Source organism: Streptomyces sp. NPDC030809 (genome assembly GCF_055572195.1).
Window position 1 is genome coordinate 183,599 of sequence record NZ_JBVIDV010000002.1, and the last position, 24,117, is coordinate 207,715.

Annotated in this window: 20 protein-coding genes and 2 tRNA genes; 4 read left to right on the forward strand and 18 right to left on the reverse strand. The window is 72.6% G+C overall.

Features of this window, described 5'->3' with window-relative positions:
* Positions 1–207: 207 nt before the first annotated feature.
* The 8 genes from ACZ407_RS03525 to ACZ407_RS03560 all read right to left on the reverse strand — a co-directional run bounded on the left by ACZ407_RS03525 (position 208) and on the right by ACZ407_RS03560 (position 4,743).
* Positions 208–280: transfer RNA gene (locus tag ACZ407_RS03525), tRNA-Ala, on the reverse strand.
* Positions 281–443: 163 nt separating this feature from the next.
* Complete coding sequence (locus ACZ407_RS03530; protein WP_468125142.1) at positions 444–677, reverse strand: hypothetical protein; 234 nt, start codon at positions 675–677, stop codon at positions 444–446.
* A gap of 134 nt (positions 678–811) precedes the next feature.
* Positions 812–884: transfer RNA gene (locus tag ACZ407_RS03535), tRNA-Ala, on the reverse strand.
* Positions 885–986: 102 nt separating this feature from the next.
* Entirely contained in the window at positions 987–1,634 is a 648-nt protein-coding gene (locus ACZ407_RS03540; RefSeq protein ID WP_468125470.1) for a histidine phosphatase family protein, read from the reverse strand.
* A complete protein-coding gene (rsfS, locus tag ACZ407_RS03545) occupies positions 1,631–2,077 on the reverse strand; it encodes a ribosome silencing factor (protein ID WP_226732952.1) in 447 nt (148 codons plus the stop codon). The genes ACZ407_RS03540 and rsfS overlap by 4 nt, the downstream gene beginning before the upstream one ends.
* A 97-nt stretch (positions 2,078–2,174) precedes the next feature.
* Entirely contained in the window at positions 2,175–3,896 is a 1,722-nt protein-coding gene (locus ACZ407_RS03550) for an LCP family protein (RefSeq protein WP_468125144.1), read from the reverse strand.
* Between the two features lie 26 nt (positions 3,897–3,922).
* Positions 3,923–4,540 (reverse strand): nicotinate-nucleotide adenylyltransferase, encoded by a 618-nt coding sequence (gene nadD, locus ACZ407_RS03555; RefSeq protein WP_468125146.1) that lies wholly within the window; start codon positions 4,538–4,540, stop codon positions 3,923–3,925.
* Between the two features lie 38 nt (positions 4,541–4,578).
* Positions 4,579–4,743 (reverse strand): hypothetical protein, encoded by a 165-nt coding sequence (locus ACZ407_RS03560; RefSeq protein ID WP_468125147.1) that lies wholly within the window; start codon positions 4,741–4,743, stop codon positions 4,579–4,581.
* Positions 4,744–4,876: 133 nt separating this feature from the next.
* Here ACZ407_RS03560 and ACZ407_RS03565 point away from each other — a divergent pair, with 133 nt between their 5' ends.
* Positions 4,877–6,007, forward strand: coding sequence for a M48 family metallopeptidase (locus ACZ407_RS03565; protein WP_468125148.1), 1,131 nt, complete (start codon positions 4,877–4,879; stop codon positions 6,005–6,007).
* On the opposite strand, the gene ACZ407_RS03570 is transcribed toward ACZ407_RS03565, so the two are convergent.
* The 7 genes from ACZ407_RS03570 to ACZ407_RS03600 form a co-directional block, all read right to left on the reverse strand.
* Positions 5,994–7,118 carry an SCO2583 family membrane protein gene (locus ACZ407_RS03570; RefSeq protein ID WP_468125149.1) on the reverse strand — a complete coding sequence of 375 codons (1,125 nt, stop codon included), beginning with the start codon at positions 7,116–7,118 and terminating at the stop codon, positions 5,994–5,996. The two genes, ACZ407_RS03565 and ACZ407_RS03570, sit on opposite strands and share 14 nt — an antisense overlap.
* Positions 7,119–7,258: 140 nt before the next feature.
* Positions 7,259–7,870 (reverse strand): SCO2584 family spore wall biosynthesis protein, encoded by a 612-nt coding sequence (locus ACZ407_RS03575; RefSeq protein WP_468125151.1) that lies wholly within the window; start codon positions 7,868–7,870, stop codon positions 7,259–7,261.
* Positions 7,871–7,946: 76 nt separating this feature from the next.
* The gene (locus tag ACZ407_RS03580; protein WP_468125472.1) at positions 7,947–9,254 is read right to left on the reverse strand and encodes a glutamate-5-semialdehyde dehydrogenase; all 1,308 of its coding nucleotides are present in this window, start codon (positions 9,252–9,254) and stop codon (positions 7,947–7,949) included.
* Positions 9,255–10,039: 785 nt separating this feature from the next.
* Positions 10,040–10,444 (reverse strand): hypothetical protein, encoded by a 405-nt coding sequence (locus ACZ407_RS03585; protein ID WP_468125153.1) that lies wholly within the window; start codon positions 10,442–10,444, stop codon positions 10,040–10,042.
* Positions 10,445–10,534: 90 nt separating this feature from the next.
* Complete coding sequence (gene proB, locus ACZ407_RS03590; protein ID WP_468125154.1) at positions 10,535–11,662, reverse strand: glutamate 5-kinase; 1,128 nt, start codon at positions 11,660–11,662, stop codon at positions 10,535–10,537.
* A gap of 112 nt (positions 11,663–11,774) precedes the next feature.
* Positions 11,775–12,230, reverse strand: coding sequence for a GtrA family protein (locus ACZ407_RS03595; RefSeq protein ID WP_468125156.1), 456 nt, complete (start codon positions 12,228–12,230; stop codon positions 11,775–11,777).
* Positions 12,227–13,261, reverse strand: coding sequence for a glycosyltransferase family 2 protein (locus ACZ407_RS03600; RefSeq protein ID WP_468125158.1), 1,035 nt, complete (start codon positions 13,259–13,261; stop codon positions 12,227–12,229). Before ACZ407_RS03600 ends, ACZ407_RS03595 begins: the two co-directional genes overlap by 4 nt.
* Positions 13,262–13,527: 266 nt before the next feature.
* Here ACZ407_RS03600 and ACZ407_RS03605 point away from each other — a divergent pair, with 266 nt between their 5' ends.
* From ACZ407_RS03605 to ACZ407_RS03615, 3 genes are all read left to right on the forward strand, one after another.
* Positions 13,528–16,368: a bifunctional glycosyltransferase/CDP-glycerol:glycerophosphate glycerophosphotransferase gene (locus tag ACZ407_RS03605; RefSeq protein ID WP_468125160.1), complete on the forward strand. Its 2,841-nt coding sequence runs from the start codon at positions 13,528–13,530 to the stop codon at positions 16,366–16,368.
* 50 nt (positions 16,369–16,418) lie between these two features.
* A complete protein-coding gene (locus ACZ407_RS03610) occupies positions 16,419–17,588 on the forward strand; it encodes a glycosyltransferase (protein WP_468125473.1) in 1,170 nt (389 codons plus the stop codon).
* Positions 17,589–17,739: 151 nt separating this feature from the next.
* Positions 17,740–19,647, forward strand: a complete 1,908-nt coding sequence (locus ACZ407_RS03615; RefSeq protein WP_468125161.1) for a glycosyltransferase family 2 protein — start codon at positions 17,740–17,742, stop codon at positions 19,645–19,647.
* Between the two features lie 64 nt (positions 19,648–19,711).
* Here ACZ407_RS03615 and galE read toward each other — a convergent pair whose 3' ends face one another.
* The 3 genes from galE to obgE form a co-directional block, all read right to left on the reverse strand.
* The gene (gene galE, locus ACZ407_RS03620; RefSeq protein ID WP_468125162.1) at positions 19,712–20,716 is read right to left on the reverse strand and encodes a UDP-glucose 4-epimerase GalE; all 1,005 of its coding nucleotides are present in this window, start codon (positions 20,714–20,716) and stop codon (positions 19,712–19,714) included.
* A 76-nt stretch (positions 20,717–20,792) separates the two neighbouring features.
* Positions 20,793–22,460 carry a glycosyltransferase family 2 protein gene (locus ACZ407_RS03625; RefSeq protein WP_468125164.1) on the reverse strand — a complete coding sequence of 556 codons (1,668 nt, stop codon included), beginning with the start codon at positions 22,458–22,460 and terminating at the stop codon, positions 20,793–20,795.
* A gap of 68 nt (positions 22,461–22,528) precedes the next feature.
* Positions 22,529–23,974, reverse strand: coding sequence for a GTPase ObgE (obgE, locus tag ACZ407_RS03630; RefSeq protein WP_468125165.1), 1,446 nt, complete (start codon positions 23,972–23,974; stop codon positions 22,529–22,531).
* Between the last annotated feature and the right edge of the window lie 143 nt (positions 23,975–24,117).

The window sequence follows — 24,117 nt, forward strand, 5'->3', positions numbered from 1 at the left end:
CAAACGAAAAAGCCCCTCGCACAGGAGGGGACGCCGCGCCGATGCCGGCCTGGTCATCGCAGGCCGGGGCTGATCAGCGCGGCTCGGTAAGCAGAAGGCGTACGGCACGCATGGCGTCAGGGTACCGCAGGGGTCCCGGCGCCCGCTCCGACGACCGCACAACGAGAAGGCGGGCCACCCGATCCGGGTGGCCCGCCTTCTCCACTGTGGAGCTAAGGAGAATTGAACTCCTGACCTCCTGCATGCCATGCAGGCGCTCTACCAACTGAGCTATAGCCCCTTGTTTCTCTCTGCCGCCGGGCCCCTTCTCGGTTTCCCTTGCCGGTTCCCCCTGGCGACATCGAGAACATTACACGACCTGCGCCGAAGTCCAAAAACGGGTTTCCGGCCCGCCCGATTCGCCCCCTCTGCCCGGACTCCGGCCCGCCCGGACGGCCGCCCGGTCAGGCACTGGCGAACTGGTAGAACCGCTTGAGCGTGCAGTGCTCGTCGAGCAGCCGGCCGTAGATCGGCTCGCCCTCCAGCTCGCGGTACGTCTCGATGGGGTCGCCTTTTATGATCAGCGCCCGCGCGCATTCCTCGCACCAGTACTGGTAGTCGGGATTGACCGGGTCCATGTCCCGCACGATCGGCGTGCCGCTGTTGCACCAGTCGCACCGCCGCCGGTGTGCACCCATCAGTCAGCGACTCCCTCCCGCTCCGGGCCGTCGTCTCCCCCTCCGGCCGTCCGATTCTGCCACGTCAGGCAGGGGTCGGGCAGGGGAACAAAAAGCAAGGATCCCGCCCCCTGTTGGGGACGGGATCCTGATTGTGGAGCTAAGGAGAATTGAACTCCTGACCTCCTGCATGCCATGCAGGCGCTCTACCAACTGAGCTATAGCCCCGCAGTTCGCTTGCTTCCCGCTGTTTCCTGCGCTCCGCGCTGCGAACAAGAAGAACTCTAGCCTGGGATGGGCCCGAAAGTGAAATCCGGGTCCCGGGGGCCCTCAGTCGTCGTCTCCGAGCACCGGTTCCGGCAGGGTTCCGGCGTTGTGCTCCAGCAGCCGCCAGCCGCGCGCGCCCTCGCCGAGGACGGACCAGCAGCAGTTGGAGAGGCCGCCCAGGCCCTCCCAGTGGCGGGGCTCCAGGCCGAGCAGCCGGCCGATGGTGGTGCGGATCGTGCCGCCGTGGCTGACCACGACGAGGGTCCCGCCCGCCCCCAGCGCGTCGGCGTGCCGGAGCACCACGGGGGCCGCCCGGTCGGCGACCTCCGTCTCCAGTTCCCCGCCGCCGCGGCGCACGGGCTCGCCGCGCTTCCACGCCGCGTACTGCTCGCCGTACTTCTCGACGATCTCGTCGTGCGTGAGGCCCTGCCACTCGCCCGCGTACGTCTCGCGCAGGGCGGCGTCGTGGGCGACGGGCAGGTCCGTGACGGCGGACAGCTCGGCGGCCGTGGCCGCCGCCCGCTTCAGGTCGGACGCGACGATCGCGTCGGGCCGGAGCGAGGCCAGCAGGCGCGCCGCGCGGCGCGCCTGGGCCAGGCCGGCCTCGGTCAGCTCGATGTCCGTGGAGCCCTGGAAACGCCGCTCCAGGTTCCACGCGGTCTGGCCGTGGCGCCACAGGACGATCCGGCGGCCGGCCTTGGCGGTGCTCAGAACAGATCACCGTCCAGGTCGTCGTCGCCCTGGGCCTCGCGGAGCTTCGCGTGCTCCTCGGCCTTGCCCTTGGTCAGCTTGGCGTCCTCGGGCAGCTCGATCTCGGGGCAGTCCTTCCACAGCCGCTCCAGGGCGTAGAAGACCCGCTCCTCGCTGTGCTGGACGTGCACGACGATGTCGACGTAGTCGAGCAGGATCCAGCGCGCGTCGCGGTCGCCCTCGCGGCGCACCGGCTTGGCGCCGAGCTCCTTCAGCAGGCGCTCCTCGATCTCGTCGACGATGGACTTGACCTGGCGGTCGTTGGGCGCCGAGGCCAGCAGGAAGGCGTCGGTGATCGACAGCACGTCGCTGACGTCGTACGCGATGATGTCGTGCGCGAGCCGGTCGGCCGCCGCCTGAGCGGCGGTGGTGATGAGCTCGATGGAGCGGTCCGTGGCGGTCACAAGCCATGCTTTCGGTTGGAGGGCAGATCAACCTCAAGGGTCTCATGTACCGCCGTGACCGCCCGCGCAGATTCCGTCCCGCCGCCTTCCGGCCCGGTCAGGGGGCCTTGTAGTCGGCCCCCAGCACCACCACGACGTCGGCGTTCACCTGCGAGGCGGCCTTCTTCACCGCGGCGGCCGGCAGGCCCAGGGTCTTGGCGACCTCGGCCGCCTTCTCCTTCTGGCCGTCGTCCGCGTAGGTGACCTGCGAGGTCTCCTCGGTGCCCGCCGCCTTGCCGCCGTCCACGAAGGTGTAGCCGCCGTTGACCAGCGCCACCCGGGCGCTCGTGGCCGCCTTCTCGCTGCCGGTCGCGTTCCGGACGCCCACCCGCGGGATGGCGCCGGGCTCGGGGGCCTTGAGGGCGCCGCCGAGGAGTTCCTTGACCACCGAGTCGGTGGCCCGGGCGGTCAGCGTGCCGTCGTCCTGCACCGGCACGACCTCGGTGCGGTAGTCGCCGATCTTGGCGTGCTCGGCCAGCCTGGCCAGGGCGCCGCCGAGGTCCTTCTCGGTGAGCGAGGGGTCGAGGATCTGGCCGAGGGTCTCGACCGTGACGGTGGCCGCCTTCGGGTCGTCGGGGATCTTGCGCAGCACCCCGTACAGGACCGTGCCGAAGCGGCCGAGCTGGCGGGCCTCGGGCTCGCCGGGGGCCCGGAAGGTGGCGTAGGCCACCGCCATGGCGCCGCTCAGGCTCTGCTTCTCGCCCTTGCCGACCGCCGGGACCTTGGCCTTGGCGTCGGCCGGGACGGCGGTGTCCGTGTCGACCTCGATGCCGCCGACCAGCTCGACGAGGTTCTCCAGGAAGGGGGTGTCCAGCCGCCAGGTGCCCTCGATGCGGGTGCCGAGCATGGCGTCGAGGGACTCGCGGGTGCCGCCGAGGCCGTCCTCCTCCACGGACTTGCCGAGGGTGGTGGCCGTGCCGTCGTCGGAGCTGACCGCGAGGGTGTTGGGCAGCAGGACGGTGGCGCCCTTCTTGGTGGTGACGTTGTCCACCAGCAGCGCGGTGGAGGTGCCGCCCTTCTTGGTGTCGTGCAGGTGCACCACGATCATGTCGCGCTTCTGCGGGCCGGTCGCGGCTCCCGCCTCGGCGCCGGTGCCGCCGCCGAGGCCCGGGATCTTGCCCGCGTACCAGAGGTAGCCGATGCCGCAGACGACGAAGAGGGCGAGGACCACGATCAGGGCCACCACGCGGTTGCGGCCGCGGCGGCGGGCCTCCTCGCGGCGCTCGGTGCGGCTCTCGGTGAACTTGAGCCAGTCGATGACGTCCTCGGAGTCCTCGTCCGGCTGGTCGATGAAGGCGAACTGCTCGGTGCGGTAGTCGGGCGCCTCGGCGGACCGCCGCGGCTCCGGGACCTGCGGCGGGTCCGGTACGTGCGCCGGTGCGGGCGCCGGGGCGGCGGCGTCCGGCCCGGGGGCCGGGGCCTGCTGCGGGATCCACTGCGTGGCCTGCTGCACTTGCGGGACGGGCTGGGTGAAATCGGGGGCGGCCGGGTGGGAGCCGGTGGCGGAGGGGTCGTACCCGTAGCCGCCGTAGGCCTGCTGCTGCCCGGCGTACGGGTCGTAGGCCGGGGGCTGCGCCTGCTGCTCGTACCCGGTGGCGGACTGCTGCTGCGGCACGGGGTTGCCGTACGCGTCGTAGCCGTACCCGTACGCGTCGTACTGCTGCGCGGGCCCGCCGGACACCGGGCCGTACACCGGCTGCCCGTAGGCGTCGTAGCCGATGAGCTGCTGCTCGGCCGGGTACTCCTCGTACCGGCCGTACGGGTCCTGTCGGTCGTTCACCGGTGCCCCCTCTCTCTCGGGAACCCTCAGGCGCCCCGGTACAGCTCCCGCTTGTGGATGTAGCGCACCACGCCGTCCGGCACCAGGTACCAGACGGGGTCGCCCTGGCCCACCCTGTCACGGCAGTCGGTGGACGAGATCGCGAGCGCGGGCACCTCCACGAGGGAGACCTTGCCCTCGGGCAGCCCGTCGTCCGTCAGTATGTGCCCGGGACGGGTCACTCCGATGAAGTGGGCGAGCGAGAAGAGCTCCTCGGCGTCGCGCCAGGTGAGGATCTGCGCGAGCGCGTCCGCACCGGTGATGAAGAACAGGTCCGCGTCGTCGTTGAGGGCGCGCAGGTCCCGGAGGGTGTCGATGGTGTACGTCGGACCGCCGCGGTCGATGTCGATGCGGCTGACCGAGAACTGCGGGTTCGACGCGGTGGCGATGACCGTCATCAGGTAGCGGTCCTCGGGCGCGGACACGGCCCGGTGCGACTTCTGCCACGGCTCGCCCGTGGGGACGAAGACCACCTCGTCGAGGTGGAACAGGGCGGCCACCTCGCTGGCGGCCACCAGATGTCCGTGGTGGATCGGGTCGAACGTCCCGCCCATCACTCCTATGCGGCGCTTGACCGGACCGGTAGGCACTTCCTGCTCTCCCATGCGTGCAGAGCCTACTGGCCCGGTGGAGCGGCCCGGACTCAGCGGTCGCGGTTGAGGCGGGTGGTGACCCACAGCAGGAGCAGCAGGGCGAACAGGGCGCCGCCGCCGGTCAGGTACGGGTTGAGGCTGTCGTGGTTGCCACCGTGCTCGGCACCCTCCGAGGCGAGGGTGACCAGGCTGTGGGCGGTGCTGGAGAGGCTCATCAGGCAGGGGACCTATCAGTGTCGGGATCGAGCGGAGAGACTTCGCCCACATCGTATGCGGGCGCTCCGGGCACGCTCACGCCGACTCAGGCGTTTGAGAGGGTGGTGAGGCACGAGAGCAAGGGGGAACGTCATGTCCGACTGGGCGGAGGAGCGGGTGCCGGGGCGCCGCCGGCGGCGGTTCGAGGGGATTTCCTCCCGGGCGTACGAGCACCCGGCGGACCGTTCGGCGCTGGTGGCGCTGCGGAAGCTGACCGGGTTCGACACGGCGCTGAAGGCCCTCAGCGGGCTGCTGCCCGAGCGCAGTCTGCGGCTCCTGTACCTGTCCGACTCCGTGCGGGTCGGCGAGACGCAGTTCCCGCACCTGCACACGATGCTGCGGGACGCCTGCTACGTCCTGGACCTGGACCGGGTCCCGCAGATGTACGTGCAGCAGGACCCGAAGCCGAACGCGATGTGCATCGGCCTGGACGAGCCGATCATCGTGGTGACCACGGGCCTGGTGGAGCTCCTCGACGAGGAGGAGATGCGGGCCGTGGTGGGCCACGAGGTGGGCCACGCCCTGTCCGGGCACGCGGTCTACCGGACCATCCTGCTCTTCCTGACCAACCTGGCGCTGAAGGTGGCCTGGATCCCGCTGGGGACCGTGGCGGTCACGGCGCTGGTGACCGGGCTGCGGGAGTGGTTCCGCAAGTCGGAGCTCTCGGCCGACCGGGCGGGCCTGCTGGTGGGCCAGGACCTCCAGGCCTCCCTGCGGGGGCTGATGAAGATCGCCGGCGGCAACCACCTCCACGAGATGAACGTGGACGCCTTCCTGGCCCAGGCGGAGGAGTACGAGGCGAGCGGGGACCTGCGCGACTCGGTCCTGAAGATCCTCAACGTGCTGCCGCGCTCGCACCCCTTCACCACGGTGCGCGCCGCCGAGCTGAAGAAGTGGTCCGCGACCCGGGACTACCAGCGGCTCATGGACGGCCACTACCCGCGCCGGGAGGAGGACCAGGAGGCCTCGGTCTCGGACTCGTTCCGCCAGTCGGCCTCGCACTACGCCGATGCGGTGCGCACCAGCAAGGACCCGCTGATGAAGCTGGTCGGCGATCTGGCGGGCGGCGCGGGCGAGCTGGGCGGGCGGCTGCGCGACCGGTTCACCGGGGCCGCGGGAGCGGGCTCCGGCGGCCCCGCGGGCCCGGCCGACGGCACGGGCTCCGGGAAGGGTTCCGGCGCGGGCTCCGGGGACGGTGACGGGGGCGCGGCTACGGGCGGCTAGGCACCGCGCTCGGCTGGGCGCCGGGCGCCAGCACCCCGCAGACCCCGGCCTCGGTGTGCGGGTGGCCGGTCCGGAAGGGGTCGGTGACCGCCGGTCCGGTACCGCTCGCCCTGCTGCCCGCGAGCAGCGGGCGGAAGGCCGCGGACGGGTCGGCGGCGCAGTCCAGGGGCCCGGCGAGCACGGCGGCGGAGAACATCTCGGCCCGGCCGAGCCCCAGGTCCTGGCGGTCGAAGCGCAGCCGCAGCTCGCGGCGGACGGTGAACAGGGAGGCCGCGGGCCGGCCCGCGGTCCCGGCCGCCTGCGGGCCCTGCGCGGGCGGGCGGACGGCGTACACGAAGGTGTGGTCGGTGGCCACCTCCAGCACCTCGGGCCCCGCTTCGGCGAAGGTCATGGTGCCCGCGACCCGGACCCGGGAGTCGGCCAGGACGGCGGTGCCGGGGTCGATGCGCACCAGCCAGCCGGTGGCGGCGTGCCGGCCGTCGGGTACGGGCCGCCCCAGGCTCTCGTCGAACTGCGTCACCTGGTCGGGGTCGAGGAGCATCCGCACCGGCCGGGTGGCGGTGCCGGCGATCACGTCGGGGTCGAGCGAGGACTGCACCAGGTAGTCCTTGGCGACGGACAGGGCGGTGACGACCTGCTCGGCGCTGAAGTGCGCGGTACGGCGGACGGCCGGCAGGGTGATGCCCGCGGCGCCCACCCGGTGCCCGGCGGCGGGGCTCGCCGCGTACAGGTCCGCGGGACGCCCGCCGGGTACCGGGCCGACGGGGGCGAGCGGGACCACGCTCATGCTCAGCGGGTCGGTGTGGCTCACGGGCGGGGGCGCGTAGGGCTGCCGCATGCCCATGAACACGGCCGCGCCGAAGGCCACCGCCAGGACCAGCAGCAGGGCCAGGCCGTGCCGGCCGCCGCGGCGGCCGCCGGCGCGTCCGGAGCCGCCCCAGGCCGAACGGCTGCGCACGGCGCGGCTGTGCTCGCCGAGACGTTCCTGTGCGGAGAACTCCTGGAGCCTGGCGGCGCGCACGAAGTCCTCGTCGAACACCACGGACCGGTATTCGTCGTCGGCACCGCCGATGCCGTCGGGTACGTCGGGTGGATCTCCGGGCACTGCCATCGCTTCTCCCCGCATGAGAAGCCCGCAAGGGGGCCCTTCGCCGGAGGGCCGTACCTTGAGGGTTGGTCGCGGGCGGCGAAGGTAAACGCCCCCGTGCCGGGGAACTTCCCCGACTTTCGCGCGGGTGGCCGGGTGGCGGCTCAGGGGGCGACGGCGACGGGCGGGCCGCCGAGGCCGCCCGTGGCCTTTCCGGGCACGGGCACGCCGCCCGCGCCGGTGCCGATGCCCGTGGTGGCGGGCGGGGGCGGCTGCTGGTCCCGGCGGTCGTCGGCGGCGCCGCGGTACACGGCCGTGAAGGCGAGGGCGACCATCCCGACGCCCATCACCACGGCCAGCATCCAGGCCACCGGGCGGTGCCAGCGGGCCCGGCCCCGGTAGGGGCGCAGGGAGCCGCCGTACGCCCCGTAGGGGCCGTAGCCGAATCCGTACCCGTAGGCGTACTCCGGGCCGAAGCCGTAGGGCTCGCCGTCGGGGCCGTAGCCGTAGCCGAAGCGGTCGAGGTAGCCGTCGTAGCCCTCCGGGCCCTCGTCGGCGACGGCTCGGCCGCCCGCGACGGCGCGGGCCTCCTCGGCCTCCGCGCGGGCCTGGGCGGCCGCCCGCACCCGCTCCTCGGCGGTCGGTTCATGAATGCGCGCGTCCCGTACGAAGGCCTCGTCGAACACCACGGAGGCGAAGTCCTGGTCCGCGCCTCCGCGGTCGTCGTCGGGCTCCCCGCCGTCCGGGAACGGCTTGCCCCCCACGTCGTCCGGCACGGGACCAGCGTAGACCTGGGGGGCGGCTTTGGGCAGGCCGTGCGTGCATTTCAGCCACACGGAGTCGAACGGATCCTCACCGAACGTGACCGTCGCCCGTGACGATGTACTTGGTCGAGGTGAGCTCCGGCAGGCCCATGGGGCCGCGGGCGTGCAGCTTCTGGGTGGAGATCCCGATCTCCGCGCCGAAGCCGAACTGGCCACCGTCGGTGAAGCGGGTGGACGCGTTCACGGCCACCGTGGTCGAGTCGACCAGCTGGGTGAAGCGGCGGGCGGCAGCCTGGGAGGTGGTCACGATCGCCTCGGTGTGGCCGGAGGTCCAGCGCCGGATGTGGGCCACGGCGGCGTCGAGGGAGTCCACGACCGCGGCGGCGATGTCGTACGAGAGGTACTCGGTCTCCCAGTCCTCCTCGGTGGCCGGGACGACGGTGGCCTTGGAGTCCGCGGCGAGGCCGAGGACGGCCTCGTCCCCGTGGACGGTCACGCCCGCCTCGGCGAGCGCGTCGAGGGCGCGGGGCAGGAAGGCGGGGGCGATGTCCCGGTGGACGAGGAGGGTCTCGGCGGAGTTGCACACGGAGGGGCGCTGCGCCTTGGAGTTGACGAGGATCTCCACGGCCATGTCGAGGTCGGCCTGCGCGTCCACGTAGACGTGGCAGTTGCCGGTGCCGGTCTCGATCACCGGAACGGTCGACTCCTCGACCACGGTGCGGATCAGGGAGGCGCCGCCGCGCGGGATCAGCACGTCCACGAGGCCGCGGGCGCGCATGAGCTCGCGGACGGAGTCGCGGCTCTCGCCCGGGACCAGCTGCACCGCGTCGGCGGGCAGGCCGGCGGCGGCCACGGCGTCGCGCAGGACGGCGACCAGGGCGGTGTTGGAGGCGTACGCGGAGGAGCTGCCGCGGAGCAGGACGGCGTTGCCGGACTTCAGGCAGAGGGCGGCGGCGTCCACGGTGACGTTCGGGCGGGCCTCGTAGATGATGCCGACGACGCCGAGCGGGACGCGGACCTGGCGCAGGTCGATCCCGTTGGGGAGGGTGGAGCCGCGGACCACCTCGCCGACGGGGTCGGGCAGGGCCGCCACGTCGCGGACGTCCGAGGCGATGGCGGCGACCCGCTCGGGGGTGAGGGTGAGCCGGTCGATGACGGTCTCGCTGGTCCCGGCGGCACGGGCCTTGGCGATGTCGGCGGCGTTGGCCTCGACGATCTCGGCCGTACGGGCCTCCAGGGCGTCGGCGATCGCGAGCAGCGCGGTGTCCTTGGCGGACCGTGGCAGGGGGGCCAGGGTGGCGGCGGCGGTGCGGGCGCGGGTGGCGGAGGCGGTGACGGGGCTCTGCGAGGTCATGGGTGCAGGGTAAACCCGCCGCTGCGCGGGGCTTTCCCGGATTCCGCTCCGCGAGACGGCCCCCTGCGTCCCCTGGGCTCGGGCTGCGCCCCCGCGAGGCCGCTTCGATGCCCACTCCCGCCTCGCCGGCGCATGAGGCGCGGGGGCCCGGGGGCGGAGCCCCGACTTCCAGCCCCGCCCAGCGCGTGAGGCACGAGGGCCGGGGGGCGGAGCCCCCACATCAAGCCCCGCCGGCACGTGAGGCACGAGGGCCCGGGGGGGCGAAGCCCCCAATCCCAGCCCCGCCGGCGCTTGATGCGGGGGCCCGGGGCAGAGCCCCCACTCCAGCCCCGCCAGCGCGTCAGGCACGAGGGCCCGGGGGCAGAGCCCCAAATCAAGCCTCGCCTGCGATTGAGGCGCGGGGCCGGGGGCGGAGCCCCCACTCCAGCCCCGCCGGCGTTTGAGGCGCGGGGGCCCGGGGGCGGGGCCCCCACATCAAGCCTCGCCGGCGATTGAGGCGCGGGGGTGCGGGGGCGGAGCCCCCGAAGGGCCCAGCCCGGATCCCTGCGGGGCTTTCCCCTACCCGCCCCTTCCCGAACTGGGGCTCCGCCCCAGACCCCGCGCCTCAAACGCCGGCGAGGCTGGAGGTGTGGCCCAGCGGGGCTGGAATGGGCCGGGCGGGGCTGGAATGTGCCCCGTGAAGCTGGAGCGTGCCCCGCGAGGGCGGGAGGCTGCCCCGCGAAGCTGGAGCGTGCCCCGCGAGCCTGGAGGCTGCCCCGCGAGGCTGGATGGTGCCCCGCGGGGCTGGGATGGGGCGCGGGCGAGGTTTGCCCCGGGCGGGTCTCGGGTTAGTAGGGGTGGACGCCTACGGGGGAGGCTGGTGGGGGGCCGTAGCCCTCGGCTACGCGTTGGTGGTAGGTGGCGCGGTCGATGACCTCGAGGCCGACGATCTCCCACGGCGGAAGCTTGGCGGTGGAGCGGTGTTCGCCCCACAGCCGCAGGGCCACCGCGGCCGCGTCGTGGAGGTCCCGGGCCTCCTCCCAGTACCGGATCTCCGCGTGGTCGGCGGCGTACCGGCTGGTGAGCAGGAAGGGGTGGTCGTGGGCGAGCTGTTCCAGCCCGCGCCGGACCTCGGCCAGCGGCGCCGGCGCCCCCGACACGCTCAGCGTGATGTGCCACAGCCGGGACGCGACGACGTCGTCGCCCGTTTCGACGCTGGTCAGCGCTCGCTCCCCCGGGCGCGTTCGTCTCACCGGCGGCCTCCCTGGCTGCGTTCCGTCCGTCAATGTCCCGCCAACAAAGTTGTCAGTCCGAGCGCCGCTGCGCTCCGGTTTTACCGAACCTCAGCCGTGCAGGAGCACCAGATCGTCGCGGTGGACGACCTCGCGTTCGTATTCCGGCCCGAGTTCCTTCGCGAGTTCCCGCGTCGAACGCCCGAGCAGCTGCGGCAGCTCCTTGGCGTCGAAGTTGACCAGGCCGCGGGCCACCGCGCGGCCCTCGGCGTCCCGCAGCTCCACCGGGTCGCCGGCGGTGAAGTCGCCTTCCACGGCCGCGATGCCCGCGGGCAGCAGGGAGCTGCCGCGTTCGGTCACGGCGCGTACGGCGCCCTCGTCGAGGACCAGGTGCCCCTGCGGGGTGGAGGCGTGCTGGAGCCACAGCAGCCGGTCGGCGGAGCGCCGCCCGGTGGCGTGGAAGTAGGTGCCGGTGCCCCGGCCGGCCAGCGCGTCGGCGGCCTGGCTGGCGGAGGTCAGGACCACGGGGATGCCCGCGGCGGCGGCGATGCGGGCGGCCTCGACCTTGGTGACCATGCCGCCGGTGCCCACGCCCGCCTTGCCGGCGCTGCCGATGGAGACGTGCGCGATGTCCTGCGGGCCGCGGACCTCGTCGATGCGGCTGGTGCCGGGCAGCGAGGGGTCCCCGTCGTAGAGGCCGTCCACGTCGGAGAGGAGCACGAGCAGGTCGGCGCGGACGAGGTGGGCCACGAGGGCGGCCAGCCGGTCGTTGTCGCCGAAGCGGATCTCGTCCGTGGCAACGGTGTCGTTCTCGTTGACGACCGGCAGCGCGCCCATGGTCAGCAGCTGGTCCAGGGTCCGGAAGGCGTTGCGGTAGTGGGCGCGGCGGCTGGTGTCGTCGGTGGTCAGGAGCACCTGGCCGACCCGGACCCCGTACCGCGCGAAGGAAGCGGTGTAGCGGGCCACCAGCAGTCCCTGGCCGACGCTGGCGGCGGCCTGCTGGCGGGCCAGGTCCTTGGGGCGGCGGCGCAGGCCGAGCGGGGAGAGGCCGGCGGCGATGGCCCCGCTGGAGACCAGCACTATCTCCTTCTCGCCGCCGCTGCGCGCCTTGGCGAGCACGTCCACCAGCGCGTCCACGCGGTCCGCGTCGAGACCGCCGGCCGCGGTGGTGAGGGAGGAGGAGCCGACCTTGACGACGATCCTGCGGGCGTCGGTGACTCCCTGCCTTGCCGCTGACACGTCCATCCCCTTTGCACCACGTGTGATGAGGGCACCCAATCTACGGGGTGCCGGGCGGCGGCCGCCCGCGCATTCCGGTCTGCGGACAGGCGCCGGGAGGGCGGGGTGCGGCTCAGCGGGCCCGGGCGGGGCGGGTGGCGAGGATCCGTTCGGAGAGCAGGTAGGTGACGGGGACGGCGGCGCCCGCGGCGGCGAGGGGGGCGGTCCGCGTGTCCATCCCGGCCCAGGCGACCAGGGCGTAGAGCCCGGCGGACTGGACGGCGTAGTTGGTGGCGTTGGTGAGGGGGAAGAGCAGGAACTTCTTCCAGGTCGGCCGGGTGCGGTAGGTGAAGTAGGTGTTGAGGAAGAAGGAGCCGACCATGCTCAGCAGGAAGGCCAGGGTGTAGGCGGCGAAGTACGGCAGCCACGGGTGCAGCAGCAGGTAGATCGCGAAGAAGACGGCCGTGTTGATCCCGCCGACGAGGGCGAAGCGGAGGACCTGCGCGGCCCGGGCCCGGCCGGGGAGCCGCCGGCGCGGGCGGCTCTCGCCGGCGGCCGGGGCCGGGGCGGGGACGGGGGCCCGGGTCACCGCGGGTCGAGCCGCACCGGTTCGCCGAGGGCGCTGCGGGCGGGCCAGGCGGCCTTGGCGGCGCGGGCGGCGAGCCCCTCGGGGCCGGCGGCGGCCGGGCCCGCGGCCGGGGCGTGCGCTTCCTTGACGAGGAAGTGCGGTCGGCGCTTGGTCTCGTAGTAGATGCGGCCGATGTACTCGCCGATCAGGCCGAGCATGACCAGCTGGACCCCGCCGAGGCCGACGGTGATCGCGACCAGGGTGACGTACCCGGGGGCGCTGATCCCGAAGGCCAGGGCCATGCCGATCACCCACAGGGCGTACAGCCCGGAGAGGACGGTCAGGGCGGCGCCGGTCCAGATGCCCAGGCGCAGCGGGCGGTTGTTGAACGAGATCAGGCCGTCCATGCCGTAGTTCAGCAGGGCGCCGAACCGCCACTTGGTCTCGCCCGCGCCGCGCTGGGCGTTGCGGTAGTCGAAGTGGACGGTGTCGAAGCCGATCCAGGAGAAGAGGCCCTTGGAGAAGCGGTTGCACTCGGGCATCGACAGGAGGGCGTCCACGGCCGGGCGGGAGAGCAGCCGGAAGTCGCCGACGCCGTCGGCGAGCTCCACGTCCACCCAGCGGTTCACCCCCCGATAGTAGAGGCGGCTCAGGGCGGAGCGGATCTTCCGGTCGCCCTCGCGGCTGCGGCGGGCGACGACCTGGTCGTGGCCCTGCCGGTAGAGCTCCAGCATGCGGCCGATGAGCTCGGGCGGGTGCTGGAGGTCGGCGTCCATGATCACCACCGCGTCCCCGCCGGCTTCGCGCAGGCCTGCGAGCATGGCGGCCTCCTTGCCGAAGTTGCGGCTGAAGGAGACGTAGCGGGCGCGGTCTCCGTGCTCGGCGGCGATCCGGCGCAGCCGGCCCAGGGTGCCGTCGCGGCTCCCGTCGTCGACGTAGCAGACCTCGTATTCGACGGGCAGTGCGTCGAGGATCCGGCGGACCTCGGTGTCGAAGCTGTCGATGACCGCTTCCTCGTTGAAACACGGAACGACCACGGACAGCTTCGTCATGCCTGCTTCCCCGTCAACGTACGAAACCGGCCTGTCCGCAAACGGAAGGCCCCGGCACTGCGCAAGGCCTGTCCAGTATGCACGGATCATGCACTTATGCCTGGTTCATTCGCACGGGTGGGAGTCGAGCAGGTAACAGCCGGGGTACAGAGCTGGAACAAAAACCAACAGATCCGGCCAAAAGGGGGGTATACCGCTGCCGACCCACCAAGGAACACACGGTAGCTTTGACGGGCGTGCAGGAGAACAAATGGATTGAGGTGCCAGTGCCCGACGTCTCCGTGGTCGTCATCGTCTACAACGACGCAGCGCGGCTGCCCACGGCCGTCCAATCGGTGTTGGACCAGACCCTCGACAGTGTTGAGGTCGTCATCGTCGACGACTGCAGCAAGGACAGGTCCTTCGAGGTTGCCAAGGAACTCGAAGCGGCGCACCCCGGACTGGTGCGCGCCTTCCAGCTGCCCGAGAACAGCGGCGCCGGCGGCGAGCCCCGCAACGTCGGCATCGGCGAGGCCAAGGGCCGCTACGTCATGTTCCTCGACAGCGACGACGTGCTGGAGCTCAACGCCTGCCGCAACATGCTGGAGGCCGCCGAGCGCACCGGGGCCGACATGGTCTCGGGCCTGTGCGTACGCGTCCACAAGGACACCCGCAACCAGAAGCGCGACGAGTGGTACAACTGGCTGTACCGCACCACCCGCACCCTGACCTCGGTCAGCGAGCTGCCGGACCTGTTCGTGTGGGACACCCTCTCCACGAACAAGTGCTACCGCCGCGACTTCCTCCTCGAGAACAACCTCCTCTTCCCGAAGGGGATGCTCTACGAGGACCTGATGTTCATCGCCGAGGCCTACCTCGCCGCGAAGAAGATCACGCTCATCCCGAACCAGGTCTACTTCTGGCACGTGCACGCCCAGGCCAAGGTCAAGTCGGTGACCAACCGCCGGCACGAGATGAGCAACTACATCCACCGGCTGGAGATCCACCGCCGGATCGACGCCCTCCTCGAACAGCACGGCCTGACCGAGCTGAAGAAGGCCAAGGACGTCAAGTTCCTCAAGCACGACCTTGTACTGCATCTGCGTGACCTGCCGTTCCGCGACGAGTCCTACCGGCGCGAGTTCGCCGAGCTCTCCCGCGACTACCTGGCGGGCCTCGACCACGAGGCGTACACCCGGGTCCAGCCCATCCAGGCCATCTGCGCGTACCTCCTGCAGCAGGGCGACTGGGACAACCTGCTGCCCGCCGTGGACACGCTGACCCACCGGGACAAGATCTCCGCCCCGCTCGCGGAGCGCGACGGCCGCATCTACTGGTGCGCCGAGCACCTCGACGACGAGTTCGCCCGCAGCGTCCTCGACGTCACGGACCTCGGCTACCACCAGAAGCCGGTCCAGAAGATGTTCCTGCGCAACGCGCTCACCGAGTACGCCGAGTCCGACGGCACGGTGCGCCTGGCCGGCCGCATCACCAACCCGCTGGGCGTGATGCCGGCCGACGCGAAGATCAAGGGCCAGATCGAGTTCCGGGCCCGCCGCCGCAGCCTCCAGACCTTCACCTTCCCGGTGAAGTCGCTGCGCCACGAGGGCCGGTTCGTCACCTGGGACGCCGAGGTCGACCTCAGCGCGAAGCTGCGCCCGCTCGGCATCATCGACTCCGTCTGGGACGTCCGCGTCATCCTCGACGTCAACGGCCAGAAGACCAACACCCGCCTGACGGTCGGCGAGAGCGAGCTCGGCAGCGGCCTGCTGCCCGTCAAGCCCCGCCTGACCCGGCTGGTCGCCGACCACATCGAGCCGCACCCCACGTCCAAGGGCCACCTGGCGTTCCGCCTGGTCTCCGCCAAGCACGACAACGAGCGGATCGAGGAACTGATCCAGACCGCCGTGCGGGGCAGGCCGGGCAAGCTCGCCAAGGCCGGCTACCGCAAGGCCAAGGACCTCCGCAAGACGCTGACCTCGGACAAGACCAAGCTGCGCCTCTTCCACGAGGTGTACGGCCGGCTGCCCGTGAAGAAGCGCACCGTGGTCTTCGAGAGCATGCTCGGCAAGCAGTACAGCGACAGCCCGCGCGCCATCTACGAGGAGATGCGCGCCCGCGGCCTGGACTTCGAGGCGTACTGGTCCTACGCGGGCGCCGCCCCGAAGGACTTCCCGAAGGACGCCCACCTCGTGCGCCGCTGGTCGCTGCCGTACCTCAAGGCGCTGGCCCGGGCCGAGTTCTGGGTGGACAACCAGAGCTACCCGCTCAAGCTCGCCAAGCGCCCCGAGACCACGTACGTCCAGACCTGGCACGGTTCGGCCCTCAAGAAGATGGGCTTCGACCAGCCGGGGCTGAAGGCGGCCACCCAGGCGCAGCAGGCGGCGGAGGAGAAGCACCTCAACCGCTTCGACCACTTCCTGTGCCGCTCCGAGCACGACGTGCGGACCCTCGCCAAGGCCTTCCGGATCCCCGAGCAGAAGCTGCTGCGCGTGGGCTACCCGCGCAACGACGTGCTCGTGCAGACCCGGCAGGCCGAGGACGCGGCCGGCAAGCGGGAGCGCGGCGCGCTCGCCGCCGAGCTCGGCATCCCCGCGGACAAGACGGTGCTGCTGTACGCGCCGACCTTCCGCACTCCGGGCGCGTTCCCCCTGCCGTTCGACGTGGAGAAGTTCGCCGAGGAGTTCGGCGACCGGTACGTGCTGCTGGTCCGCGCGCACTACCTGAACCACGTGGTGCTGCCGCCCACCGCCAAGGGCAAGGTCATCGACGTGTCGGCGCGCCACGACGTGATGCCGCTGATGCAGCTGGCCGACGCCCTGATCACGGACTACTCCTCCGTGATGTTCGACTACGCGCTGCTCGACCGGCCGATGCTGTTCTTCACGTACGACTACGACAAGTACGTGCACGAGGGCCGCGGCACCTACTTCGACCTCCTGGAGCACGCTCCGGGCCCGGTGTTCCGGACCGAGGAGGAGTTCCACGAGGTGCTGAAGACCCTGGACGCGGCGGACGACGCCTACGCCGAGGCCCGCAAGCGCTTCGTGTCGGAGTTCGGCGAGTACGACCAGGGCACCGCAGCCAAGACGATCGTCGACACCTTCTTCTCCGGGTGGAGCCGCTGATGCCCGCGACGACCGAGACGACCGACACGACCGCAGCCACCGGAACGGCCATGACCGAAACGCACGCGAGCCGGCCCCGCGACATCTTCCTCGTCTCCAACAGCGTGGACGAGCTGGGCGGCATCACCAGCTGGTCGCACCAGATGGCCCGGCTCTTCTCCGAGCGCGGCCACTCCGTCCACGTGGTCGGCATCGTCCCGGCCCCCGAAGGCCGGCGGGCCGACCTGGGCGCGGACCTGCCGTACCGGACCACCACCCTGTACGACGTGCACCCGCCCTCCCTGAAGCCCCTCTCGGGCCTCAAGGGCAAGCTCGACCTGGTCGAGCGGCGGCGCCGGGCCGCGCGCGACGCGGGCATGCGCGAGCAGGCCGCGAAGATGTCGGCGCTGTTCCGGGCCGCCCGCCCCGGCTCCGTGGTCATCGTGACCCAGGTGTGGGCCATGGAGTGGGTGGCGCTCGCGGACACCGCCGGGCTGAAGGTCATCGGCATGAGCCACGAGTCCTTCGAGACCTGCCGCAAGTCCTCCCGCTTCGGGCGCGTCAAGCGCTTCTACGCGGACGTGGACCGGATGCTGGCCCTCACCCGTGAGGACGCGGACCTGTGGATCCGGCAGCGGATGGACAACGTCGGCGCCATGCCGAACCCGCTGCCGTTCTTCCCCGAAGAGCCGTCCCGCCGCACCGCCAAGCGGGTGGTCAGCATCGGCCGGCTCCACGAGGAGAAGGGCGTCGACCTGCTGCTCGACTCCTGGGCCGAGATCGCGGACCGGCACCCCGACTGGGTGCTGACCCTCTACGGCTCGGGCCCGGAGGAGGAGGCCCTGAAGAAGCAGGCCGCCCAGCTGGGGATCACGTCCTCGGTGGAGTGGATGGGCCGCACCAGCGACGTCCCGGGGGCGCTGCGCGAGAGCTCCCTGTTCGCGCTGTCCTCCCGCGGCGAGGGCTTCCCCCTCGCGCTGATGGAGGCCATGGCGACCGCGGTGCCGTGCGTGGCCTTCGACGTGGCCCCGGGCGTCCGCGAGATCATCACGGACGGGGTCAACGGCCTGATCGCCCCTCCCGGCAACACGGGCGAGTTCGCCCGCCGCCTGGACGAGCTGATGACCGACCGCGAGCTGCGCGACCGCATGGGCGAGCAGGCCCGCGAGGACATCCAGCGCTACTCCGCGGAGGAGATCACCGGCCGCTGGGAGAGCCTCTTCACGCTGCTCCACCGCTGACCCGGCTCCCGCCGGGGCCTGTGCGCGCAGGCCCTAGCACACGGGACCTCCGGGCGCAGCAGGACGGGCCATCACCCTGGCGGTGGTGGCCCGTCGGCGTACGCTCGATGGCGAAAGCCGTCAGGGGACCAGCAACCCGGGGGAACCGCCCATGGGCTCCCAAGTCACCGTCAGCGTCGTCATACCGGTCCACGACACCCTCCGCTACCTGCCGCGCTGCTTCGACTCCGTGGCCGCCCAGAGCCTGGGCCAGGACCGGATCGAGGTCATCGCCGTGGACGACGGCTCCACGGACGGCTCGGGGGCCTGGCTCGACGCCTGGGCGGCCGGCCGGCGCAATGCCGCCGTCCACCACGAGCCCGCCTCCGGAGGCGCGGGCCGCCCCCGGAACATCGGCATCGAGCAGGCCCGCGGCCGGTACGTGTTCTTCCTCGACTCCGACGACTACCTCGGCGACGAGGCCCTGGAGCGGCTCGTCGCCATGGCCGAGGAGCACGGCTCGGACGTGGTCTACGGGCGGATCATCGGCATCGGGGGGCGCCCGGCCCCCGTGGACCTGCGCACCACCAGCCCCGACGTGAGCATCTTCGACTCGCCCGTCTACTGGACCCTCGCCGCGTACAAGCTCTGGCGGCGCAGCCTGATCGAGCGGCACCGGCTGCGCTTCACGGAGGGGCGGCTCGTGGGCGAGGACCTGCCCTTCGGGATCCGCGGGCTGCTCCACGCGTCGAAGGTCTCGGTGGTCGCCGACTACGACTGCTACTACCTGGAGGGGCGCGGGGACGGCTCCAACGCCACCCGGCAGGACCTGGACTGGCCCGGGCAGTTGGCGTACACCGGCTCGGTGCTCGACCTGGTCGCCGCCCACGTGCCGCCCGGTCCGGACCGGGACAAGCTGATGCGGCGGCACTTCCACGGGGAGGTGCTGGCCCCCTTCGGCCGGCCCTACCTGGAGCGCGACGCGGCGGGCCGGGCGGAGATGGCCGCGGCCGCCGCCCCGCTGGTGCGGCAGTGGCTCACGGACGGGGTGCTGGAGGCCCTGCCGCCGGGCCTGCGGCTGCGCGCCCACCACCTGCGTACGGAGGACCACGCGGGGCTCGGCGCGGTGGTGGCGGCGGACGCCGCGGGTGCGGGGGTGCCCACGGTGATCGAGGAGGGGCGGGCCTACGCGGCCTACCCGGGCTTCCGCGATCCGGCGGCCGGCCTGCCGGACGGGCTGTTCGAGCTGACCTCGCGGGTGGCCCTGCGCCAGGAGGTGGCCGAGTGCCACTGGGACGGGCCGGTGCTGCGCGTCCGCGGCCGGGCCGAGCTGACGGGCCTGGGCCCCGGCACGCCGCAGCGGGCGGGGATCCTGCTGCGCCGGCAGGGGTTCACGTACCTGGTGCCCGCCGAGACCGACGGGGAGGGTCACTACACATGCGCGGTGGACGTGGCGCACGCGGCGGACGGCGGCCCGCTGCCGGACGGGGTGTGGACCATGCGGATCACGGTCGCCGCCGGGACCCTGCACCGCGAGGCCTGGCTGCCGGAGCCGCTGGACGAGGCGCACGAGCCCGACCCCGAGCCGCACCTCGTGGACCGCGGCCGCCGGGCCGGGACCACGGCCGTGGCCGCCTTCTCCGCCACCCGGCACGGGCACCTGAACCTGGACATCGGCGCCACCCGCCGCCCGCTGGGCCGGGACGCCCGCGGGGAGCTGCTGCGCGGGCTGGGGGGCGGCCGCACCGCGGAGCTCACGGCCACCCTGCCGGGCTGCCCGCCCGGGGTCCGGATCCGGCCGCTGCTGACGGCCCCCGGGCGCACCCCCCTGCTGGCGGCGACGGCCGAGACGGTCCGGGACCCCGCCGGGCGGGTCCTCGTACGCTGCGGGCTGCACGGGCTGCCGGCCGGGACGTGGGAGCTGAAGCTGCACCTGGAGGCGGGCGCCTTCGTACGGGACCTGCCGGTGGCGGGACCCGGCGGCGGTCCGCTCACGGTGACGGTGCGGACCCCGGCCCCGGTACGGCTGGCCCGGCGGGCGCGCCGGGCCCTGTCGGGGCTGCGGCACGCCGTCCCGTAGGGCCCGGGCCGGGAGGATCCCGGGCCGGACGCGCCACGGGCGGGCGCCGGCCCGTGCGCGAGGGTCAGCGCTGCTCGGTGTGGTGGCCGGCGTCGGCGCGGTGGGCGCCCCAGCCCTCCCAGGCGGAGGTGATCATCGAGCGGACGTCGTGCTTGGCCTTCCAGCCCAGCTCGGCGGCGATCCGGTCGGCGGAGGCCACCACCTTGGCCGGGTCCCCGGGGCGGCGCGGGGTGACCACGGGCTCCTCGGTGTGGCCGGTGTTCTCGTTGATCAGCTCGACCATCTCGCGGACGGAGACGCCCTCGCCGCGGCCGATGTTGACGGTCAGGTCCTTGTACTCGCCGGCGGCGGCCCACTCGGCCAGCTTGCGGGCGGCCACGAGGTGGGCGTCCGCCAGGTCCTCGACGTGGATGTAGTCGCGGATGCAGGTGCCGTCCGGGGTGGGGTAGTCGTCGCCGAAGATGCGGGCGCCCTCCCCGGCGTCCAGCCGCTCGAAGACCATCGGGACCAGGTTGAACACGCCCGTGTCGGCGAGCTCGGGGGTGGCGGTGCCGGCCACGTTGAAGTAGCGCATGCAGGCGGTGGCGATGCCGTGGGCCCGGCCGGCGGCGCGCACCAGCCACTCGCCGGCGAGCTTGGTCTCGCCGTACGGGCTCATCGGCGCGCAGGGGGTGTCCTCGGTGACGAGGTCCACGTCCGGCATGCCGTACACGGAGGCCGAGGAGGAGAAGAGGAAGTTGCGGATCCCGGCGGCCGCGACGGCCTCCAGCAGGACCGTGAGCCCCTGCACGTTCTCGTGGTAGTAGTACGTGGGCTTCTCGACCGACTCGCCGACCTGCTTCTTGCCCGCGAGGTGCACCACACCGGTGATCCGGTGCTCCTCGATGGTGCGGTCCAGGACCAGCCGGTCCAGGACCGAGCCGACCACCAGCGGAACGCCCTCCGGCACCCGGTCCTCGTCACCCGTGGAGAGGTCGTCGAGCACGACGACCTTCTCGCCCGCGAGCGTCATCGCCCGGACCACGTGCGAACCGATGTAGCCGGCACCGCCGGTGATCAGAAACGTCATTCGTATCTCCCGAGTCCTGTCCGTAAGCCGAGCGGTCCGCGCGGCCCGGGCCCGGTGGGGCCCCGGCCGCGCGGCCTCAGCCGTTCTGCCGCCGCATCCGCGCCCGGTCGATGCGGTTCCTGACCAGGCTGACCGCTCCGTGCAGTCCCGGTGCCAGCCGCAGTGCCAGCGATCCGCTGGCCGTTTCGTACGGCTGCACCAGCAGAACACCGTACCGGCTGCTGACGAGGGCGCTGCGCCCGAGGCGATCGGAGCGGGGGCGCAGGGAGGCCAGCAGCGAACCGCCGTCCTCGCAGTGCACGCGCAGCCGCACGTCCCAGACCTGCAGGCCGCGGCGGCCGCGGCGGCGGCCGGCGGCGGCCAGCGCGGTCATCCCGACGGGCAGCCGGGCGGTCCAGGTGCCGTTCTCCGCCGGGTGCAGGTCCACGGGGCGGCTGAGGGCCGGCTCGTCGCCGCGGCGGGTGTCGAACTCCAGGTGCACGCTGCGCGGCCCGGCGGCGGCCAGCCGCCCGTAGAGGTCGTGGACGTGCACCTTCAGCTCGCCGACCAGGCCGGTGACCAGGCGGGCGTCCACTATGACGGGCAGCTCGGCGAGCGGCAGGTCCGCGAGTCCGTCGAGGCGGGCCCCGGGCAGCTCCTCGCTCCACACCGGCTCCCCGTCGGCGACCGCGTACGGGGGCAGCAGCCGCGGGGGCTCGGCCGCGAACTGCACCAGCCGCTCCAGGTCGGCGGGGGGCTGCGGGGTGGCGAGCAGGACGTGGGCGATCCAGCGGGCGCAGGTGCCGGCCCCCGCGATCTCCTCCTCGGTGAAACCGGCGAGGTACTCGCGGGTGAGGGTCCACCAGGCGCGCTGGTAGTCCGCGTTGCCGCCGATCTCGCGCAGGTACATGCGCAGGTCGTATTCGAGGAACTTGATCCGGCAGGCGGTGACGAGTTCGTCCGCTCCGGCGGCGCGCAGTATGTCCACCGCCTTGCGGTGGGCGTTGACGCGGGCCTGCCAGTTGCCGATGTCCGCCCGGTCGAGGGAGATCGACACCTGGGCGGCGCTGCGGCGCACGTGCCAGACGTAGACGAGTTCGGGGATCACCGCCATGCGCGGGGCCGCCGCGAGGACCTGGGCGGTGAAGACGAAGTCCTCGTAGATGAAACGACCATCGGGGAAGCGGATGGAATGTTTGTCCAGGAAGGACCGGTCGTACAGCTTGTTGACGCAGAGGGTGTCGCGGACGAGCTCCGGCTTGTCCGCGGGCTTCCCGATCACGGCGGGCCCCTCGTACAGGCCGGGCACCCACGGCACGTCGTGCTCCTGCGGCAGCTCGCGCCGCACGCAGGACCCGACGGTCACCGGCGCCCCGTGCCGCTCGGCGGCGGCCACCAGGGCGGCGGCGGCCCCCGGCGGCAGCACGTCGTCGCTGTCCAGGAACAGGACGTACGGGGCCGTGGCGGCCCTGATGCCGTCGTTGCGCGGGGTGCCGCAGCCCCCGCTGTTCCGCTCGCGGTGGATGACGCGCAGCCGCGGGTGCGCCGCGGCCAGCTCGTCCAGCACCTCGGGGGTGCCGTCGGACGAGCAGTCGTCGACGGCGATGACTTCCGACACCACCTCGCCCTGGGCGAGGGCCGACTGCACGGCCTCGCCCACGAGCTCGGCGTCGTTGTATGCGATCACGACTACGCAGACACTGCCGCTGCCGCGGTCGGTGGAAGCTTCCATTCCACCGACCTTCTGGTCGAGCACGTTACTCACCCGGGGATCCTACGGGAGGGGCGTAAAGGCGGCTTCAACCCCGTCCTCGGAGGGGGCCCGCCCCTGACTCAGAACGGGCGGAACTCGTCGTACTCGCGCTGCGCGGCGTCACCGCGCTGCGCCTCCTTGTCCTTGCGGCGCTGGACGGCCGGACGCGGGGCGTCCATGCGGTGGTCCTCGCCGCGTCGGCCGAGCATCTCGGCGCCGGCCATCATGGTCGGCTCCCAGTCGAAGACGACCGCGTTCTCCTCGGAGCCGATGGCCACGCCGTCGCCGGCGTGCGCGCCGGCCTTCATCAGCGCGTCCTCGACGCCCAGGCGGTTGAGGCGGTCGGCCAGGTAGCCCACGGCCTCGTCGTTGTTGAAGTCGGTCTGGCGCACCCAGCGCTCCGGCTTCTCGCCGCGCACGCGGTAGACGTCCTCGGCCTCGTCGTACACGACGGTGAAGCCGTTGTCGTCCACGGCCTTCGGCCGGATGACGATCCGGGTGGCCTCGGCCTTCGGCTTGCGGGCGCGCGCCTTGGCGACGATCTCGGCCAGCGCGAAGGACAGCTCCTTGAGGCCGGTGCGGGCGACCGCGGAGACCTCGAAGACCTTGTAGCCGCGCTCCTCCAGGTCCGGGCGGATCATGTCCGCGAGGTCCTGGCCGTCCGGGATGTCCACCTTGTTGAGGACGACGATCCGCGGCCGCTTCTCCAGGCCGCCGCCGTACAGCCGCAGCTCCTCCTCGATGACGTCGAGGTCGGAGACCGGGTCGCGGTCGGACTCCAGGGTGGCGGTGTCCAGCACGTGCACGAGGACCGAGCAGCGCTCGACGTGCCGCAGGAACTCCAGGCCCAGGCCGCGGCCCTGGCTGGCGCCCGGGATCAGGCCCGGCACGTCGGCGATGGTGTAGACGGTGGAGCCGGCGGTGACCACGCCCAGGTTCGGGACCAGGGTGGTGAACGGGTAGTCCGCGATCTTCGGCTTGGCCGCGGACAGCACCGAGATCAGCGAGGACTTGCCGGCGCTCGGGAAGCCGACCAGCGCCACGTCGGCGACGGTCTTGAGCTCCAGGACCACGTCCCCGGAGTCGCCGGGCTCGCCGAGCAGCGCGAAGCCGGGGGCCTTGCGGCGGGCCGAGGACAGGGCCGCGTTGCCGAGGCCGCCGCGGCCGCCCTGGGCCGCGATGTACGTGGTGCCCTGGCCGACCAGGTCGGCGAGGACGTTGCCCTGCTTGTCGAGGACCACGGTGCCGTCCGGCACGGGCAGGACCAGGTCCTGGCCGTCCTTGCCGGAGCGGTTGCCGCCCTCGCCGGGCTTGCCGTTGGTGGCCTTGCGGTGCGGGCTGTGGTGGTAGTCCAGCAGGGTGGTGATCGCCTGCTCGACGACCAGGATCACGTCGCCGCCGCGGCCGCCGTTGCCGCCGTCGGGGCCGCCCAGGGGCTTGAACTTCTCCCGGTGTACGGAGGCGCAGCCGTGGCCCCCGTTACCCGCGGCGACGTGCAGCTCGACGCGGTCCACGAAGGTGGTCATGGGTGTTCCTCCAGATACATGCGGGTATGTCCCGGGCAGACCTTGCTGCCCATTAAACGTGTCTATGTGACAACGCGCCGAGGGCGGATCCCTCTTCCCGGCTCGCGCCGGAAAGAGCTGAGATCCGCCCTCGGTGGGTTACG

Bases quoted from the DNA above. Each gene is read 5' to 3' on its own strand.
- ACZ407_RS03570 (WP_468125149.1), bottom strand. From the start codon at position 7,118: ATGGCAGTGCCCGGAGATCCACCCGACGTACCCGACGGCATCGGCGGT.
- galE (WP_468125162.1), bottom strand. From the start codon at position 20,716: ATGACGTTTCTGATCACCGGCGGTGCCGGCTACATCGGTTCGCACGTG.
- ACZ407_RS03615 (WP_468125161.1), top strand. From the start codon at position 17,740: ATGGGCTCCCAAGTCACCGTCAGCGTCGTCATACCGGTCCACGACACC.
- ACZ407_RS03530 (WP_468125142.1), bottom strand. From the start codon at position 677: ATGGGTGCACACCGGCGGCGGTGCGACTGGTGCAACAGCGGCACGCCG.
- obgE (WP_468125165.1), bottom strand. From the start codon at position 23,974: ATGACCACCTTCGTGGACCGCGTCGAGCTGCACGTCGCCGCGGGTAAC.
- ACZ407_RS03600 (WP_468125158.1), bottom strand. From the start codon at position 13,261: ATGACGAAGCTGTCCGTGGTCGTTCCGTGTTTCAACGAGGAAGCGGTC.
- ACZ407_RS03565 (WP_468125148.1), top strand. From the start codon at position 4,877: ATGTCCGACTGGGCGGAGGAGCGGGTGCCGGGGCGCCGCCGGCGGCGG.
- nadD (WP_468125146.1), bottom strand. From the start codon at position 4,540: ATGGGAGAGCAGGAAGTGCCTACCGGTCCGGTCAAGCGCCGCATAGGA.
- ACZ407_RS03560 (WP_468125147.1), bottom strand. From the start codon at position 4,743: ATGAGCCTCTCCAGCACCGCCCACAGCCTGGTCACCCTCGCCTCGGAG.
- ACZ407_RS03610 (WP_468125473.1), top strand. From the start codon at position 16,419: ATGACCGAAACGCACGCGAGCCGGCCCCGCGACATCTTCCTCGTCTCC.